Here is a 17,886-nt window from a genome sequence, read left to right on the forward strand (position 1 = left end):
CATGTGGCGCGCCCGCCGTTGGGCTATCCTGCGCCGCGGCAACCGCCTGATCCAGCACGGTTTTGTTCCTATGATGCTTTACCAGTGGCATGAAATGGGCCGTCAGTGGATGGCCCCATGGGTCCACCTGGCCGACGCCAGCTCGCGCATTTTTTCCGATCCCAACAGCTGGCTCTCGGCCCTGCCGGGCGCCGAGCGCATCTCGGCCTACAACGAGCTGATGCACCGGCTGGGCAAGGATTACGAGAAGCCCGACTGGGACATCGGAGAGGTCGAGGTCGATGGCCACACCCTGCCGGTGATCGAGCAGGAGATCATCGCCAAGCCGTTCTGCCGGCTGCTGCGCTTCAAGCGCTTCACCGACGATCAGGCGGTGATCGCCGGGCTCAAGGCCCAGCCCGCCGTGCTGGTGGTTGCGCCCCTGTCCGGCCACCACGCCACGCTGCTGCGCGACACCGTGCGCACCCTGCTGCGCGACCACAAGGTCTATGTGACCGAATGGATCGACGCGCGCCTGGTGCCGGCCGAGCAAGGCGGTTTCGGCCTGGAGGACTATGTCGCCTACATCCAGGAATTCATCCGCCATATCGGCGCCGACAAGCTGCACGTGATGAGCGTGTGCCAGCCCACGGTGCCGGTGCTGGCCGCGGTGTCGCTGATGGCCAGCGCGGGCGAGACCACGCCGCGTTCGCTGGTGATGATGGGCGGGCCGATCGATGCGCGCGTCAGCCCGACCCAGGTCAACGACCTGGCCACGCGCAACCCGCTGTCCTGGTTCGAGCACAACGTCATCCATACCGTGCCGGTGAACTACCCCGGCCACGGCCGCGCGGTCTATCCGGGCTTCCTGCAGCACGCCGGCTTCATCGCCATGAATCCCAGCCGCCACTTCCAGTCGCACTGGGACTTCTACGCCGACCTGGTCAAGGGCGACCTGGAAGACGCCGATGCCCACCGCCGCTTCTACGACGAATACAACGCGGTGCTGGACATGCCGGCCGAGTTCTACCTGGACACCATCCGCGTGGTCTTCCAGGAATTCCTGCTGCCGCGAGGGCTGTGGACGATCGATGGCGTCAAGGTCGATCCCTCGGCGATCACCGGCACCGCGCTGCTGAGCATCGAGGGCGAACTGGACGACATCGCCGGCCTCGGCCAGACCAAGGCCGCGCACGGGCTGTGCACCGGCATTCCCAAGGCGCGGCGCAAGCACATCACCGTCGAAGGCGCCGGCCATTACGGCATCTTCAGCGGCCGCCGCTGGCGCGAATCGGTCTATCCCGACGTCAAGGCCTTCATCGCCAAGTACAACTGAGGCAGAAGCGAGTGGAGCGAGCGAAGGCGCTATGGCTCCGCTCACTCCTCACTCCTGCGCGCGCACTTCTCGCATCGGTGACGGTCCACTTGCGCGGTTGAACAGCGCCTCGGCCACGAGCAGGTTCGGGATCCAGCACAGCCAGGCGATCACCGGATAGCAGGTCTCGAACGGGATGCCGCTGGCGACCGAGATGGGCAGATAGATCCGCAGGGTCACGGCCGCGAAGGTCAGCGCGAAGTTGCGCACCATCCACCTGCGATGCGCGGCCACATCGCCGGCGCGGATGGCGCCGAATGCCCGCAGGCCGGTGTAGAGCCAGGCCAACGCCAGGCACGCGAAGCCGAGCTTGGCTGTGAGCCCGCCGAAGGCGAGCGTGGCCATGTACAGGCCCGACAGCCCGCCTAACGCGACGCCGATTCCGAGGTAAATGCGCCCCATCCAGCGATGCACCTGCCGATACCGCCGCCGGAGCCTGGAGGAGAACTGGAACGGGCCCATCAGCAGCGCGAGCGATGAAGCGAACACATGGGTGTAGATACCCACCTGGTGCGCATGAAACGTCAGCCGCATGGCGGGATGGACGCCGATTCCCAAGGGCAGCAGCGCGTAGGCCAGGATGGCGTAAGCGGCGACGGCCAGGGCGAGGAAATAGAGCGCGATGTTGCCGATCGTCTTGACCACGGTGGTCTGTTTCCCTGGATGGATTTCCGCGTCGGCAGCGCCGATGCGTGCCGATGACTCGCTTGCCGAGCGTTGAAGGCACGAGAGAGGAGTAAGTGGAGCGGCGCTGCTTTTGCTCACTCCTCACTCCTCTTCGCTCACTCCTCCCCTCTCACACCACCGGCGTGCGCACCAGCAGGTGCTTGGCGAGCCAGCCGTGGAAGCGTCCGATCCAGCGCGCCAGATGCAGGGTCAGGAACAGCAGCAGGAACCCGGCCACCGGCGTCACGATCGCGATCCACGGGCTGGTGTCCAGCAGGTTCTCGCCGTTCGCCCAGAACACGTAGTGGTTGCCGCCCAGCAGGCTCAGCGGCGAGAGCAGGCAGGCGATCGCGGTGGATCCCAGCGTGACGATCAGCGTGAAATAGGCGATGCCCAGCGGCAGCATCAACAGCAGATAGAGCATCGCCGTCCAGGTGCCGGCATCGGTGAACAGCTCACCCAGACGCTTGAACCAGGACTTGTCGCGCTGGGTATAGAGCGGGCGCCGCGGCATGCGCACGCCGAGCAGGACTTCGACGATGCGTCCCTCGACCAGCGACAGCAGACGCACCGACATCAGGAACAGCAGCAGGATCGGGATGCCGATGATCAGGATCAGCAGACCGACCGACAGGCTGGCGCCGGTCACCACCCAGCTGAAGTAGAAGACGCCGGTGGCCATGGACAGCAGCATGTAGAACAGCGCGCCGTAGGTGCGCGGATCTGCGGCCACGCCGAAGAAGCGCCCCAGCCAGGAGCGACGCGGCGGCGGCGGCGGCGGGCGCAGCGCGCGGCTCACCGTGACCTCGGTCTGGCGATAGATGTCGGCCACCTCCTCCGGCGCGCCGTAGCTGCCGGCGACCGAGGCGATCACCTCGGCCTCGCTCTTGCCGGGCTGCTCGGCCAGCTCGGCGCGCAGATACTCCTCGGCGTCGTAGAGCGCGTCCTGGATCATGGCCGGGTCGGCGCCCTTCAGCGCCGCACGCAGCTGGTCCAGGTACTCGGGAATGGTGGTGGGCAAACCTTGTGCGTTCATGCGGTGGTCCCCTTGAGGACAAGATCGACGGAATCTCGGGTGGCGCGCCAGGCGGCGGCCCATTGCGCCAGGACCTGTCGGCCCGCGGCGGTGATGCGGTAGTAGCGGCGCGGCGGGCCGGACGCCGACGGCTCGACCTCGCTCTCCAGCAGGCCGGCGGCCTCCAGATTGCGCAGCACCGGATACAGCGCGCTCTGCTTGCCGGCCAGCACGCCCTGGCCCAGCTGCTCCATGCGCTTGGCGATCAGATAGCCGTACAGCGGCTCCTCGGCCTGGGCCAGCACCGCCAGCAGCGCGAGCGAGACGGTGCCGGCGCTGAGCTCCTTCTGGAACTTCTTCAATTGGCTGTCGACATCGACCATGGACGCGTTGAGGGCACTAGGTTGAACACAACACTAGTGTGAACTTGGGACTAGTGGATGTGCCGGTGGTCATGCCCGCGGCGGATCGTGTTGCCGCCTTCAGCCGCCCGGGCGCAGGATGCCGCGCATGACCCTGCTCCCGCATACCGACGCCCTGCCCCCCGTCCCGCAACCGCCTTCGGCCCCCGGCAACCCGGCCTGTGTGATCACCTGCGCCGCCTACGACCGGCAAGGCACGCGCACCAACCTGACCCTGGACGAGATCAGCGACGTGCTGGCCCGCGACGACGGCTCGTTCGTCTGGGTCGGCCTGTACGAGCCCGAGGAACACGTCCTGCTGAAGCTGCAGGAGGAGTTCTGCCTGCACCCGCTGGCCGTCGAGGACGCCGGCAAGGCGCACCAGCGGCCCAAGCTGGAGACCTACGGCCACTCGCTGTTCATGGCCATGCACACCGTGCAGGTCATCGACGGGCACATCCGTTACGGCGAGACCCAGGCCTTCCTCGGCCAGCGCTATCTGATCACCGTGCGCCACGGCGCGTCGCTGTCCTACACCCCGGCGCGCCAGCGCATCGAGCGCGAGCCGGAGCTGCTCAAGCTCGGCCCGGCCTACTGCCTGTACACCGTGCTGGACTTCATCGTCGACAACTACCTGCCGATCATCGAGGAGTCGCGCGACACGCTGTTCACCCTGGAACGCGACATCTTCTCCGAGACCTACCGCGGCGCAGTGGTGCGCCGGCTGTACGACCTCAAGCGCGAGCTGACCCTGATGCGCGTGGCGGTCGGGCCGCTGCAGGACGTCCTGGCCCAGTTGGTGCGCACCCAGAACCCGCTGGTGCCCGAGGAGATCCGCCTGTACATGCGCGATGTCCACGACCACGCGCTGCGCGTCAACGACGGCATCGACACCCTGCGCGAGATGCTCGGCACCGCGCTCAGCGTCAACCTCTCCCTGGTGACCCTGGGCCAGGGCGAGACGGTCAAGCGCCTGGGCGCCTGGGCCGCGCTGCTGGCGGCCCCGACCCTGATGACCAGCTGGTACGGCATGAACTTCGAAGGCATGCCCGAGCTGCATGCGCGCTTCGGCTACTGGGTGCTGATCGGCGCGGTCGCGGTGACCTGCGGCGTGCTGTACGTGCTGTTCAAGCGGGCGCGCTGGCTGTAAGCGGCGCCGCCGCGCGGGCGGCTACTAGACCAAAGTAGGAGCCGTCACCAGCACAATGGATGATTGACCCCCGCCGGGGCTTGTTGAACCCTGTCTGCCACATTACAGCCGGGGACATTTCATGAAGGGGCTATCCAAGGTCGCCTGGGCGCTGCTCGCGCTCCTGGGCGCGTTCTGTCTGGGGACGGTGGCGCTGCGGCGCGGGGAAACCGTCAACGCGTTGTGGATCGTGGTGGCGGCCGTCTCGCTGTATCTGGTCGCCTACCGCTACTACGCCTTGTTCATCGCCAACAAGGTGATGCGGCTGGATCCCACGCGGGCCACGCCGGCGGTGCTGCGCAACGACGGTCTGGACTACGTGCCGACCAACAAGCATGTGCTGTTCGGCCACCACTTCGCCGCCATCGCCGGCGCCGGCCCGCTGGTCGGCCCGGTGCTGGCCGCGCAGATGGGCTACCTGCCCGGCCTGCTCTGGCTGGTGCTGGGCGTGGTCTTCGCCGGCGCGGTGCAGGACTTCATGGTGCTGTTCATTTCCAGCCGGCGCGACGCGCGTTCGCTGGGTGATCTGGTGCGCGAGGAGATGGGCCAGATTCCCGGCACCATCGCCCTGTTCGGCGCCTTCCTGATCATGATCATCATCCTGGGCGTGCTGGCCATGGTGGTGGTCAACGCCCTGGCCGAGAGCCCGTGGGGCACCTTCACCGTGTTCGCCACCATGCCCATCGCGATCCTGATGGGCCTGTACATGCGCTACATCCGCCCGGGCAAGATCGGCGAGATCTCGGTGGTCGGCCTGGTGCTGCTGCTGGCGGCGATCTGGCTGGGCGGCAAGGTCGCCGCGGACCCGAGCTGGGGCCCGGCGCTGACCTTCACCAAGGTGCAGATCACCTGGATGATGATCGGCTACGGCTTCGTCGCCTCGGTGCTGCCGGTGTGGCTGCTGCTGGCGCCGCGCGACTACCTGTCCACCTTCCTCAAGATCGGCACCATCATCGCCCTGGCGATCGGCATCCTGATCGTGATGCCCGACCTGAAGATGCCGGCGCTGACCGAGTACGCGCACACCGGCAAGGGCCCGGTCTGGACCGGCGGGCTGTTCCCGTTCCTGTTCATCACCATCGCCTGCGGCGCGGTGTCCGGCTTCCATGCGTTGATCTCCTCGGGCACCACGCCCAAGCTGCTGGCCAATGAGGCGCACATGCCCTACATCGGCTACGGCGGCATGCTGATGGAGTCCTTCGTGGCGATCATGGCGCTGGTGGCGGCCTGCATCATCGACCCGGGCGTGTACTTCGCCATGAACGCGCCGCCGGCCGTGGTCGGCACCGACGTGGTGGCCGTGGCCGCCAAGGTCAGCGAGATGGGCTTCGTCATCACCCCCGACGTGCTCACCGCCACGGCCAAGGACATCGGCGAGAGCACCATCCTCAACCGCGCCGGCGGCGCGCCGACGCTGGCGGTGGGCATCGCCCAGATCCTGCACGCGGTGCTGCCCACCGGCGACTCGATGGGCTTCTGGTACCACTTCGCGATCCTGTTCGAGGCGTTGTTCATCCTGACCGCGGTCGATGCGGGCACGCGCTCGGGCCGCTTCATGCTGCAGGACCTGATCGGCAACTTCGTCCCGGCGATGAAGCGCACCGAGTCGTGGACGGCCAACATCATCGCCACCGCCGGCTGCGTGGCGCTGTGGGGCTATCTGCTGCATTCGGGCGTGACCGATCCGTTCGGCGGCATCAAGACGCTGTGGCCGCTGTTCGGCATCTCCAACCAGATGCTGGCCGGCATCGCGCTGCTGCTCGGCACGGTGGTGCTGTTCAAGCTAAAGCGCGACCGCTATGCCTGGGTCTGCGGCATCCCGGCGCTGTGGCTGCTGGCGTGCACCACCACGGCCGGGCTGATCAAGCTGTTCGACAGCAACCCGGGTCAGGGCTTCCTGGCGCAGGCGCACAAGTTCCAGGACGCGATCGGCCGCGGTGAGGTGCTGGCGCCGGCGAAGTCGATGGCCGAGATGCACAAGGTGGTGGTCAATGCCTACGTCAACACGGCGCTGACCACGCTGTTCCTGCTGGTGGTGGCGATGGTGCTGGTGTATTCGATCAAGGCGATCCTGGTTGCGCGCCGCAACCCGCAGCGCAGCGATCGTGAGACCGAGTACGTGGCGCTGACGCCGGCCCAGATGGCGGACCTGTAATGGGCACCGCGCTGGTTCCCGTCGGTCAGTACCAGGTGCACCGCCGCGTGTGGCGGCGCCTGGTGCAGACCGCGCGGCTGTGCTGCGGCATCCCCGACTACGACAACTACGTGCGCCACGTGCTGGAGAAGCACCCGGACCGCACGCCGATGGACTACAAGACCTTCTTCCGCGAGCGCCAGGAAGCGCGCTTCGGCGGGGGGCGCGGCTTCCGCTGCTGCTGAACTTGAAAGGGCGGCCTCTAGGCCGCGCTTTCTTTTTGGCTCTTCTCTCGATGCAAGGATCTTGGCGTAGTGAGGGTTGTGACTTCGGAAGGGCAGCGGTCCGGCGGGCGGTGACCGCTTATCCCTCAATCAGGGCACCCTGCCCTGATTCGGGCGCTCGGCGTCCTGCCTCGCTCGTCGCGTTCACCGCCCGCCGGACCACTGCAGCGCGCGTCACGTCCGGAGACTTCGGGGTCGAAAGTCAAAAGAAGTCCGGATCGATCCGCCGCGGAGCCTCGATCCGGCCGGGTCGAGGCTGGTCGGCGAAGTGGCGCTCCCGGCTCCGCACTTCAGCGAGAACCCTTCCTTTGCCCGTCCCTCTGGGTAATGCCGCAAGCTCACACCAGCATGCCGCCCGAGGCCTCCACGCGCTGGGCGTTGACCCACTGCGTGGCCGGGTCGAGCAGCATGGCGATGACCGGGCCGATGTCGTCGGGCTTGCCCGGGCGGCCGAGCGCGGTGACCGAGGAGACCATCGCGTTGACCTGCGCGTCGTCGCGCACGCGGCCGCCGCCGAAGTCGGTCTCGATGGCGCCAGGCGCCAGCGTGTTGACGCTGATGCCGCGCGCGCCCAGCTCCTTGGCCAGATACCGGGTGAACACCTCGATGCCGCCCTTCATCATCGCGTAGGCCGAACTGCCCGGCAGCGCGAAGCGCGCCAGGCCGCTGGAGACGTTGAGGATGCGCCCCCCATCGGCGATCAGCGGCAGCAGCGCCTGGGTCAGGAAGTACGGCCCGCGCAGATGCACGGCGACCATCTCCTCGAACTGCGCCGGCGTGGTCTCGGCGATCGGCGCGTACAGCGCGGTGCCCGCGTTGTTCACCAGCGCATGCAACTGCGTGGCCTGCCACTGGCCAAGCTGCGCGCGCAGCGCCTCGACGAAGCCGGGCAGCGCCGCGGCGTCGGCCACGTCGAACTGCAGCGCGGCGGCGCGGCGGCCCAGCGCCTGGATCTGCGCGACCACCGCCTGGGCCTCGTCGGCATGGCTGCGGTAGGTCACGATCACATCGCTGCCGGCCTTGGCCACCGCCAGCGCGCCGTTGCGGCCCAGGCCACGGTTGGCGCCGGTGATCAGGGTGATGCGGGGGGACGTGCTCATGGGAAGGCTCCTGGCAGGCGCGGAGTGCGCCGATGCCGCGCACCTTATTGGGATTGACGCGGTCGATAAATCACTCGAATCTGGCATTACTGTTCAACATCGGTGAACAATCATGGAGTTCGCCCAATCCCTGCGGACCTTCCAGCGCGTGGTCGAGCTGGGCGGGTTCACCCGCGCCGCTGAATCGCTCGGCCTGCCCAAGGCCAGCGTGTCCACCGCCGTACAGCAGCTGGAGGCGCGCCTGGGCGCGCAACTGCTCCACCGCACCACGCGGCGCGTGCAGCCCACCGCCGATGGCCGCGCGTTCTACCAGCGCAGCCGCGATGTGCTCGCCGACCTGGAGGAACTGCAGGGCATGTTCCTCACCGAGGGCCGGCAGCTGCGCGGCCGGCTGCGCGTGGACATGAGCAGCGGCATGGCGCGCCTGCTGGTACTGCCGCAGCTTCCGGCCTTCCTGGCCGAGCATCCGCAGCTGGAGATCGAGCTCAGCGCCACCGACCGGCTGGTGGACGTGGTCCGCGAGGGCTTCGACTGCGTGCTGCGCGGCGGCACCCCGCAGGACAGCGCCCTGGTGGCCCGGCCCTTAGGCGTGATGCACATCGTCAACTGCGCCAGCCCCGCCTACCTCGCCCGTCGCGGCACGCCGCACGGGCTGGAGGACCTGGCCACGCACGAACTGGTGCACTACGCCAGCGTGCTCGGCCAGCGCCCGTCGGGCTTCGAGTACTTCGACGGCGAGGCCTACCGCCTGCTGCCGATGGGCGGCGCGGTCACGGTCAACAACGTCGAGGCCTACCACGTCGCCGCATTGGCCGGCCTGGGCATCATCCAGGTGCCGCTGCTGAGCGTTCGCGACGCACTGGCACGCGGCGAGCTGGTCGAAGTGGTGCCGCAGCTGGTGGCCGAACCGATGCCGCTGACCCTGCTCTACGCCCAGCGCAGGCATCTGCCCCGACGCGTGCGGGTCTTCATGGACTGGCTGGCCGGCCTGCTGACGCCGCATCTGGCGCCGCTGCCCCGCGGCTGACGCGATGCACGGCCGCGTCCTGGCGCCGCCTTCCGGCAGCGGCGATCAGGGCGCGCCGTACTCCCAGTCGTAGGGCACACCGGTCTTGCCGAGCACGAACTCCACCAGCTCGGCGAAGCCCTTCTCCGCGCGCACGTCGTTGCCCAGCACCAGCAGGCAACGCTGCTGCCGGCGCAGGCAGACCAGCGTGTTGCCGGTGGTGTCGTTGTGCCCGCCCTTGAAGAAGCCCGGACCCTGCGGCCCTTCGAACGTCACCACGCCCAGCCCGGCGGAAAGATCCTTGCGTCGCTGTGCCGGCGGCAGCTCCGCCTGCAGCGTGGGGAACTGGCTGCGGGTGGTGATCGGCCGCTGCGGGCGCAGCATCTCGGCCTGCTCGCGCGCGCCGATGCCGCGGCCGGCCACCAGTGCGGCGGCGAACCGGGCCAGATCGCGGATGGTGGTGTCCATCGAGCCGGCCGCGCGCACCCGCGAGCGCTCGTCGTGCGGCGCGGGCTTGCCGTTCGCGTCCCAGCCGTCGGCCAGGTTGCCGGCGAAGTCCGGCCGCCATTTCAACGCGGTGCGCGTCATGCCGAGCTCGGCGAACACCGCATCGGTGCCCTGCCCCACGTCCAGGCCGCGGCCCTGTTCGAGCACGAACTGCAGCGTCGCCAGGCCGTCGCCGGAATAGGCGTAGCGCGTGCCGGGATCGAAGTGGAAATGCAGCTTCTCGTCCGGCTCCAGGAAGCCGAAGTTGGCGAATCCGCTGGCATGCTGCAGCAGGATGCGCGGCGTGAGCTTGCGCCAGCGCTCGTCCAGCGCGCTCCAGTCGGTATAGCGGGTCACCAGGTCCTCGCCGGTGTACTGCGGCAGCGGCTGCGGGAGGTCGTCGGCGATGGAGGTATCCAGCGCGATGCGCTCCTGCCCCACCCATCGCATCACGGTATAGGCGAACACCGTCTTGGTGAGCGAGGCGCCGTACATCACCGTGTCGACGGTGAGCGGGTCGCCCTGCGCGTTGCGCTTGCCGTAGGCCTGCATATAGACCGGCTGGCCGCGGTCGATGATGGCGATGGCCAGGCCCTGGGCGCCGGTGCGCTGCATCAGCGTGGCGACCTGCGCGTCGATCTGCGCGGGCTTGGGCAGGGCGCGGCCGAGCGCGGGCGCGACGGCGAGGCACAGGGTGGTGCACAGCAGACAGCCGATGACGGACTTCATGTCGCATCCTCCGCGGACGGCGGCGAACGGGAATCACCGCGTGCACCCCCACGCTAGCGCGCACCGCGGCCCGCGCGCCCATGCCGCAAGTCACGCGGCGCGGCGGACCTGGCGTGGGCCGACATCAGGCATGGTCCCACCAGCGGCTGCCTCAGAACACAAGTCTCCCAGGAGAAGCGAACCCGCCTCGCCCGCTCAGGCCTGCCCGCGTCCCAGCAGGCGCCTGCCCAGCCGGCGGACCAGGCGCAGCAGCGCACGCGGCTGGCGCGCCTCGACATTGCCGCGGCGGGCGCGGGTGGCCGGCCCCTGCTGTGCATCGATCAGGGCCAGGCCGCTCAACTGCACGACCGACATCACCCGCCGCACGGTGTGCGGCGCCACGCCGGTCTGGATCACCAGCTCGGCCGGGGTGTAGTCCTCGTCGCGCAGCCGGGCCAGCACCGCGAGCCAGTCCGGCGGCGTGTTGGCCAGATCCAGCGTGGGCCAGGCGGCCAGCTGCAGGCGCGCCGGCGGCAGCACCGGCAGGGCCAGCGTCGGACGCACCGCCAGGCGCCACCACAGCGGGGCGATGGCGTGACTGGTGGTGACATCGTCGCGGTAGAGGCGCTGCCAGTCGGCCTCGTCCAGCACCGTGGACTGCCAGCGCGGGTCTTCGACGTGGTCGAGCAGTTCGTCCAGCGGCATGCGCCGCAGCATGTGCAGCTGGCCGCGCGCCGGATCGACCACCACACGGAATAGGCCCAGCTCCATCAGCAGCCGCCGCACGCCCGGGTCGCGCCGGTCCAGGCGCAGGCAGTCGATCAGGCGCAGCGAGCGCAGGTTGACGCCCGGCTGGCCCGCATGCCCGGCCGCCAGGCCGGCCTTGAGCGCCTCGGCGATGCGCCGCACCGAGGCGTCCGGGCGCAGCTCGCTCTCGCCCTGGCGTCCGCTGGCCTCGCGCGAGAAGGTCAGCACCGGCAGGCGCGCGGCCCACGCCGCACGGATCGCCTGGACGCCCTCGGGCGCGCCGCCGTCGGCCACCAGCAGATCGACCTGCGCGCCGGTCCAGGGCACCAGCCTGATGTCGAGCAGGTCGGCCAGCAGCAGGGCGCTGGCGACCTTCAGGCGCGTGGCGGGCAGCGGCTCGAGGCCGGCGAAGGCCACGGTGAACCGATGCGTTGCGGTGGGCATGGACAACTCCTGCGGGGGCAGGTTCGTGAGGGATGCCGCTGCTGATAATGCCTGCAAAGCAAAGGCCGCATGCGCAGACGGCGTGCGGCCTTTCCGACTGCGCATGCGGGGACTTTACTCGCCGATGTGCTGCTTGAGCCAGGCGTTGACGGTGTCGTGCCACAGGATCGAGTTCTGCGGCTTGAGCACCCAATGGTTCTCGTCGGGGAAATACAGGAACTTGGACTCGATGCCGCGACGCTGGGCCGCGGTGAACGCCGCCAGGCCCTGCTCCACCGGAATGCGGAAGTCCTGCTGGCCGTGGATCACCAGGATCGGCACGCGCCAGTTGGCGACGTGGTTGATCGGGTTGAACTTCTCGTACTTCTCCGGGTTGTCCCACGGCGTGCCGCCGTTCTCCCATTCGGAGAACCACAGCTCCTCGGTGCTGTAGCCCATCATGCGGTTGTCGAACACGCCGTCGTGGTCGACCAGGCACTTCCAGGGCTGGTTCCAGGTGCCGGCGATCCAGTAGGTCATGTAGCCGCCGTAGCTGGCGCCCAGCGCGCAGGCCTTGTCGCCGTTGAGGAAGGCGTACTGCTGCTGCGCGGCGGCCCAGCCCTTCTGCAGGTCCTCCAGCGGGCGATCGCCCCAATGCTGACTGATCGCGTCGGTGAAGGCCTGGCCGTAGCCGGTGGAGCCGTGGAAGTCGATCATGACCACCGCATAGCCCTGGCCGGCGTAGGTCTGCGGATTCCAGCGATAGCTCCAGCCGTTGCCGAAGCTGCCCTGCGGGCCGCCATGGATCAGGAAGGCCACCGGATACTGCTTGCCCTCCTGGTAGTTCCACGGCTTGACCACGTAGCCGTGCACGGTGTCGTTGTTCCAGCCCTTGAAGGTGAACTGCTCGTAGTCGCCGAACCGCACCTCCGGCAGCACCTCGCTGGCGCTGGGGGTGATCGCGCGCGGGTTCTGGCCTTCCAGATCGGCCACGAAGATCTGGTCGCCGCTCTTGAGCGAGTTGCGGGTGAAGGCCAGCGTGGGGCCGGCCACGCTGGCCGAGCCGACGCTGCCCTCGCCCACCAGCTGGCTCACGCGCCCGCTGGCGATGTCGACCTTGAACAGCGGGTGCTGGCCCAGGTCGTCGGCGCTGGTGTAGATCGACTTGCCATCGGCGGTCAGCACGATCTCGCCGGCCGAGCGGTCCCAGTCCGCGGCGATCTCACGGGTCTTGCCGGACTTCACGTCCATCGCCATCAGGCCGAAGCGGTCGGCCTCGAAGCCCGGGCGCTTCATCGCGCGGTAATACAGGGTCTTGCCGTCGGCGCTGAACACCGGGCCGGCGTCCCAGGCCTTGTTGGCCACCGTCAGGTTCTTCGGCGCGGCGCGGCCGGCGGCGTCGAGCTGGTAGAGATCGAAGTTGGTCGACCACGGCTCCTCGCGCCCGGCCACGCGGATGCTGGCCACCACCGAGCGGCCGTCCGGCGACCAGGCGATATCGTCCATGCCGCCGAACGGCTTGGACGGCGCATCGCCGGCGATGGTCGCGCTGATCGCCGAGGCCCCGACCACCGGCTTGGCGCCGGCCGCCGGCAGCGGCGCGACGAACAAGGTGTTGCGGCGACCGTCGTTCCAGGTGTCCCAGTGGCGCACGAACAGCTGGTCGAACACCTTGCCGGTCGCCTTGGACTTGGCCGCCGCCTCGAGCTTGCCCTTGGTGCAGGCCAGGTCCGAGCCGCAGTCCTGGAAGACCCCGGCGCTGAAGACGATGCGATCGCCGGTGGGCGAGAGCTTGTAGCCGTCCACATCCACGGCGAAGTCGGTCAGCTGGCGCGGCTCACCGCCGGTGGCCGGGATGGCGTACAGCTGCTGGCTGCCGGACTTGGCGCTCAGGAAGTACAGCGTCTGGCCATCGGGCGAGAACGCCGGCGAATTGACGTTCCAGCCTTCGGGCGTGATCTGCGTCGGCGGACGCAGGTCGCGCGTGCGCAGATCGCGCTGGTACAGCGCGGTGCTGGCCTTGGTCGCCTCGGCATTCATCACGCGCTTGGCGAACACCACCCGCCCGCCATCGGGCGAGAGCGTGGGCGAGGACACGCGATCCAGCTTGACCAGGTCGTGCACGTCGAAGCCGCGCTCGGCGGCGGCGGCCGGCAGCGCGGCGATCAGGGCCAGGGACAGCAAGGCGGGACGAAGCGTCATTGCGCGAACTCCAAAAACTTCAAAAAGTGGCCGATGGTAGGCCGCCACGGCGCGGCGGCGCAAAGCGAAAGCGCGATGGTGGTGTGGTGTGGTGTGGTGTGGGAGCCGCCATGGCGGCTCCCACCTGTAGAGCGGAGCTTGCTCCGCTGGGGCTTCCCCATGATCCGGCCGAAAAGCAGCGGAGTCCCCAAAAGGGGATTGCCACAAGCTCCGCTCTACAGGCAGGCCGCTGCGATTTGAGGAGACTGTTGCTCCCACGGAAGCGGGACGGCTCAGGCCGCCTGCTCGCCCTTCTTGCCGGTGCGATACAGCAGCCAGCCGACCAGCGCCAGCACCGCCAGGCCGATCCACTGGCCCAGGTCCAGGCCGACCGACAGCACGTCGGCGCGGCTGCTGAGCACGATCGGCACCGCGATCGCGATGCCCATCAGCGCCTCGCCGGTGATCAGGCCGGCGGCGAACAGCACGCCGGGGCGATGCACGCGGTCGCGCCCGTCCTCGTCGTCGGCGCGCACCTTGTGGAAGCGCTCGACCAGGTGCGCGATCAGGCCACCGAGGAAGATCGGCACCATCAGCTCCAGCGGCAGGTAGATGCCGATGGCCGCGGCCAGCACCGGCACGCGGAAGCGCTTGCCGGTCTTCTTGAGCCATTCGTCGATGGCGATGACCAGCGCGCCGACCACCGCGCCGAGCGCGATGAAGGTCCACGGCAGCTGGCCGCCGAACAGCCCGCGCGCGACCGAGGCCATCAGGTTGGCCTGCGGCGCGGCCAGTGCGTTGGGATGCTCGGGCGTGGGCGCGCCGATGCCGTAAGCCTGCGACAGCAGGCTCAGCACCGGCGCCATGATCAGCGCGCAGGAGAACGCGCCGATACCCAGCATCAGCTGCTGCTTCCCACGGCGTGGCGCCGACCAGATAGCCGGCCTTGAGGTCCTGCAGATTGTCGCCGCCGACCGCCGCAGCGCAGCACACCACCGCGCCGATCATGATCGCGGCCACCGCGCCCAGCGGCGCGCCGCCCGTGCCGACCGGGGTCAGGCCGCTGGAGCCCATCAGCAGGGCCAGCACCGCCGAGGCGAACAGGATGGTGGAAATGGTGATGCCCGAGACCGGATTGTTGGACGACCCGATCAGCCCGGCCAGATAGCCGGATACCGAAACGAACAGGAAGCCGGCCACGACCATGATGATCGCCATCGGGATCGACACGTGCCACGCGCCGACGATGGCCTGGTACAGCCCCAGCAGCGGCAGGGTGAACACCACCAGCGCCACCAGCATCCACTTCATCGGCAGGTCGCGCTCGGTCTCGGCCAGCGCCACGCCGCCGCTGCCCTTGCGCGCGGCGGCGAAGCCGGACTTGATCCCGCCCAGCAGCGACTTGCGCAGCGAGAACAGCGTCCAGATGCCGCCGATCAACATCGCGCCCACACCCAGGTAGCGGATCTTGGCGCTCCAGATGGCATAGGCGGCATCGGCCGAGGAGGCCGCGGCGATCTTGGCCGCCAGCGCCGGATCGGAGCCGGCGAAGAAGGCCTGATACAGCGGGATGGCGATGTGCCAGGACAGGATCGAGCCGGACACCACCACGATGCCCACGTTCAGGCCGACGATGTAGCCCACGCCCAGCAGCGCCGGCGACAGGTTGGTGCCGATGAAGGCGGTGACCCGGGCGCTGCCCAGGTAGGTCGACTGGGTCCAGGTGTCGGGAATCAGCCGCAGGCCGCTGGCGGCGGCCAGCTTTACGAACGCGCCGATGGCCGCGGACACGGCCAGGATCTTCAGGCCCGGGCCCGGATTCTCGCCGGCCTTGAGCACCTCGGCCGCGGCCTTGCCCTCGGGGAAGGGCAGCGGCTCCTCGACGATCATCGAGCGACGCAGCGGCACCGAGAACAGCACGCCCAGCAGACCGCCCAGGCCGGCGATGCCCAGCACCCACCAGTACTTGAAGTCCGGCCAGTAGCCCATGATCACCAGCGCCGGGATGGTGAAGATCACGCCGGCGGCGATCGACGAGCCGGCCGAGGCGCCGGTCTGGACGATGTTGTTCTCCAGGATCGTGCCGCCGCCGAGCAGGCGCAGCACGCCCATCGAGACCACGGCGGCGGGGATGGCCGTGGCGATGGTCAGGCCGGCGAACAGGCCCAGATAGGCGTTGGCGGCGGAGAGCACCACGGCCAGCACGACGGCCAGCACGACGGCACGGAGGGTGAGCTGCCGCGGCGCGGCGACGGGCTGCTGCATGGTCTTGGGGCCCTGCGGGAGACGTAAAACGGCAACGCTACTCCAAGCCGGCGAGCCGGGCCAAGTGACGATTGCCACGGTCGGGCGCCGCCGGCCCCGCCCAGGCGGCGCACTGGCATACTCGCGCGCCTGTCATCGCCGCAAGGTCGCCCGTGTCCGCCACCTCCGCCGCCCTGCCCGCCCGCGAGGACTTCCTGGGCCATCCCAAGGGCGTGTACGTGTGCTTCTTCACCGAGATGTGGGAGCGCTTCTCCTTCTACGGCATGAAGGCGCTGCTGCTGCTGTACCTGACCAAGCATCACCTGTTCGGCGACGACGCCGGCTACGACCTGCTGGGCGCCTACGGCGGGCTGGTGTACTGCATCCCGGTGATCGGCGGCCTGCTCGCCGACCGCTGGCTGGGCATGCGCAAGGCGGTGATCTTCGGCGGCCTGCTGCTGGTGGCCGGCCACGTGGGCATGGCCTTCGAGGGCCACACCGCCACCGTCAGCGGCGGCCAGGTGCTGCGCGATGAGGGCAGCCTGCGCATCACCTACCTGTCGCTGGCGCTGATCATCATGGGCGTGGGCTTCCTCAAGCCCAACATCTCCACCATCGTCGGCAGGCTCTATGCGGACGACGACCCGCGCCGGGATTCGGGTTTCTCGCTGTTCTATGCCGGCATCAACCTGGGCTCGCTGTTCGCCTCGCTGGTGTGCGGCTATCTGGGCGAGGCCTACGGCTGGCGCTACGGCTTCGGCGCGGCCGGCATCGGCATGCTGGCCGGGCTGGCGATGTTCCTGTGGGGCCAGAAGTATCTGCACGGCCATGCCGAACCGGCCAACCCCGCCTCGCTGCGCGAACGCGTGGCCGGCCTGCCGCGCGAATGGCTGATCTATCTGCTGGCCGTCGTCGGCGTGCTGCCGATCGCCTGGCTGATGTGGGCCACGGCCAACGGCGCGTTCGCGCTCGGCGGCGAGGTCACCCTGGCCCAGCTGCTGATGCTGGTGGTGCTGGGCGGGGTGCTGCTGTGGTTCGCCTGGTTCCTGGCCACCCAGTGCACGCCCGAGCAGCGCCGCCAGATGCTGGCACTGATGGCGCTGATCTTCATGGCCCTGGTGTTCTTCACCCTGTACGAGCAGACCTACGGCTCGTGGGTGACCTTCAACGACCGCCTGCTGACCAAGGACATCGTGCCGGCGCTGGTGATCCGCGAAGGCACGCCGCTGCCGTGGTCGATCGTCTCGCTGCTGCTGGCGCCGATCGCGTTCGTGGCCGCGGCCTCGCTGTCGGACCGGCGTCCGCAGTCCAAGGCGCCGCGCACGGTGTTCGCCATCGCCGCGGCGATCATCGTGGTGCTGCTGGTGCGCGACTGCCTGGTGCTGCCGCAGACCGCCGGCTCGCTGACCTACCTCGGCGCCCTGTTCCTGGTCCTGCTGGCGCCGATCTTCGCCGCGCTGTGGGCCTGGCTGGACCGGCGCGGCCTGGACCCGTCCAAGCCGGTGAAGTCGGCCTGGGGCCTGCTGCTGGCCGGCGCTTCCTTCATCCCCCTGGCGCTGGCCGCGCAGCACGTGGGCAGCACCGGGCAGATGGCCAGCGTGTGGTGGATCGTGGCCGCGTACTTCGTGCTGGAGCTGGGCGAGATGTGCCTCTCCCCCGTCGGCCTGTCGGCGGTCACCCAGCTGGCCGTGCCGCGCGTGGTCAGCCTGATGATGGGCACCTGGTTCCTGGCCACCGCGTTCTCGGAAATGCTGGCGGCCATGTTCGGCAAGCTCGCCTCCATCGACGTGCCCCAGGGCCAGACGATGGACCTGGTCGAGGCCTCGGCCCGCTACGCACACCTGTTCTGGCTGATGATGTGGATCGGCCTGGGCTGCGGTGTGATCGCGCTGGTCGCCGCCCCGCTGCTCAAGTGGATGATGCGGCCGCATCGCTGAAGCCGGCCGGC

13 protein-coding genes and 1 pseudogene are annotated in these 17,886 nt (G+C 69.0%); 6 read left to right on the top strand and 8 right to left on the bottom strand.

Going from position 1 to position 17,886, the window contains the following annotated elements:
- Positions 1–73 precede the first annotated feature (73 nt).
- On the top strand, positions 74–1,315 hold the full coding sequence (phaZ, locus tag QE438_RS08260) for a polyhydroxyalkanoate depolymerase (RefSeq protein ID WP_130535915.1): 1,242 nt from the start codon (positions 74–76) through the stop codon (positions 1,313–1,315).
- 48 nt (positions 1,316–1,363) lie between these two features.
- Here phaZ and QE438_RS08265 read toward each other — a convergent pair whose 3' ends face one another.
- From QE438_RS08265 to QE438_RS08275, 3 genes are all read right to left on the bottom strand, one after another.
- Positions 1,364–1,999: a DUF2306 domain-containing protein gene (locus tag QE438_RS08265; protein WP_306991193.1), complete on the bottom strand. Its 636-nt coding sequence runs from the start codon at positions 1,997–1,999 to the stop codon at positions 1,364–1,366.
- Between the two features lie 151 nt (positions 2,000–2,150).
- Positions 2,151–3,056 carry a sensor domain-containing protein gene (locus tag QE438_RS08270; RefSeq protein WP_130531781.1) on the bottom strand — a complete coding sequence of 302 codons (906 nt, stop codon included), beginning with the start codon at positions 3,054–3,056 and terminating at the stop codon, positions 2,151–2,153.
- A complete protein-coding gene (locus QE438_RS08275; protein ID WP_130521052.1) occupies positions 3,053–3,418 on the bottom strand; it encodes a PadR family transcriptional regulator in 366 nt (121 codons plus the stop codon). The genes QE438_RS08270 and QE438_RS08275 overlap by 4 nt, the downstream gene beginning before the upstream one ends.
- A 127-nt stretch (positions 3,419–3,545) precedes the next feature.
- On the opposite strand from QE438_RS08275, the gene QE438_RS08280 reads away from it, so the two are divergent.
- The 3 genes from QE438_RS08280 (at position 3,546) to QE438_RS08290 (ending at position 7,004) form a co-directional block, all read left to right on the top strand.
- A complete protein-coding gene (locus QE438_RS08280; protein ID WP_130531783.1) occupies positions 3,546–4,586 on the top strand; it encodes a magnesium and cobalt transport protein CorA in 1,041 nt (346 codons plus the stop codon).
- 121 nt (positions 4,587–4,707) lie between these two features.
- Positions 4,708–6,780 carry a carbon starvation CstA family protein gene (locus QE438_RS08285; protein WP_130521056.1) on the top strand — a complete coding sequence of 691 codons (2,073 nt, stop codon included), beginning with the start codon at positions 4,708–4,710 and terminating at the stop codon, positions 6,778–6,780.
- Complete coding sequence (locus QE438_RS08290) at positions 6,780–7,004, top strand: CstA-like transporter-associated (seleno)protein (protein WP_130521058.1); 225 nt, start codon at positions 6,780–6,782, stop codon at positions 7,002–7,004. Before QE438_RS08285 ends, QE438_RS08290 begins: the two co-directional genes overlap by 1 nt.
- 377 nt (positions 7,005–7,381) lie before the next feature.
- Here the strand turns inward: QE438_RS08290 and QE438_RS08295 are convergent, their stop codons facing one another.
- Complete coding sequence (locus QE438_RS08295; protein ID WP_306991189.1) at positions 7,382–8,143, bottom strand: SDR family oxidoreductase; 762 nt, start codon at positions 8,141–8,143, stop codon at positions 7,382–7,384.
- A gap of 112 nt (positions 8,144–8,255) precedes the next feature.
- Here QE438_RS08295 and QE438_RS08300 point away from each other — a divergent pair, with 112 nt between their 5' ends.
- Positions 8,256–9,170: a LysR family transcriptional regulator gene (locus QE438_RS08300; RefSeq protein WP_306991187.1), complete on the top strand. Its 915-nt coding sequence runs from the start codon at positions 8,256–8,258 to the stop codon at positions 9,168–9,170.
- Between the two features lie 45 nt (positions 9,171–9,215).
- Here QE438_RS08300 and QE438_RS08305 read toward each other — a convergent pair whose 3' ends face one another.
- The 4 genes and pseudogenes from QE438_RS08305 to QE438_RS08320 form a co-directional block, all read right to left on the bottom strand.
- Positions 9,216–10,364: a serine hydrolase domain-containing protein gene (locus tag QE438_RS08305; protein WP_306991185.1), complete on the bottom strand. Its 1,149-nt coding sequence runs from the start codon at positions 10,362–10,364 to the stop codon at positions 9,216–9,218.
- Between the two features lie 195 nt (positions 10,365–10,559).
- The gene (locus tag QE438_RS08310; RefSeq protein ID WP_306991183.1) at positions 10,560–11,534 is read right to left on the bottom strand and encodes a hypothetical protein; all 975 of its coding nucleotides are present in this window, start codon (positions 11,532–11,534) and stop codon (positions 10,560–10,562) included.
- 114 nt (positions 11,535–11,648) lie between these two features.
- Complete coding sequence (locus tag QE438_RS08315) at positions 11,649–13,715, bottom strand: S9 family peptidase (RefSeq protein WP_306991181.1); 2,067 nt, start codon at positions 13,713–13,715, stop codon at positions 11,649–11,651.
- Between the two features lie 272 nt (positions 13,716–13,987).
- Positions 13,988–15,959 (bottom strand): annotated as a pseudogene (locus tag QE438_RS08320) (oligopeptide transporter, OPT family).
- Between the two features lie 152 nt (positions 15,960–16,111).
- On the opposite strand from QE438_RS08320, the gene QE438_RS08325 reads away from it, so the two are divergent.
- On the top strand, positions 16,112–17,875 hold the full coding sequence (locus QE438_RS08325) for an oligopeptide:H+ symporter (RefSeq protein ID WP_306991177.1): 1,764 nt from the start codon (positions 16,112–16,114) through the stop codon (positions 17,873–17,875).
- Positions 17,876–17,886 lie beyond the last annotated feature (11 nt).

This window comes from Pseudoxanthomonas sp. SORGH_AS_0997, assembly GCF_031453535.1.
In the GTDB taxonomy this organism is placed as follows: Bacteria; Pseudomonadota; Gammaproteobacteria; order Xanthomonadales; family Xanthomonadaceae; genus Pseudoxanthomonas_A; species Pseudoxanthomonas_A winnipegensis.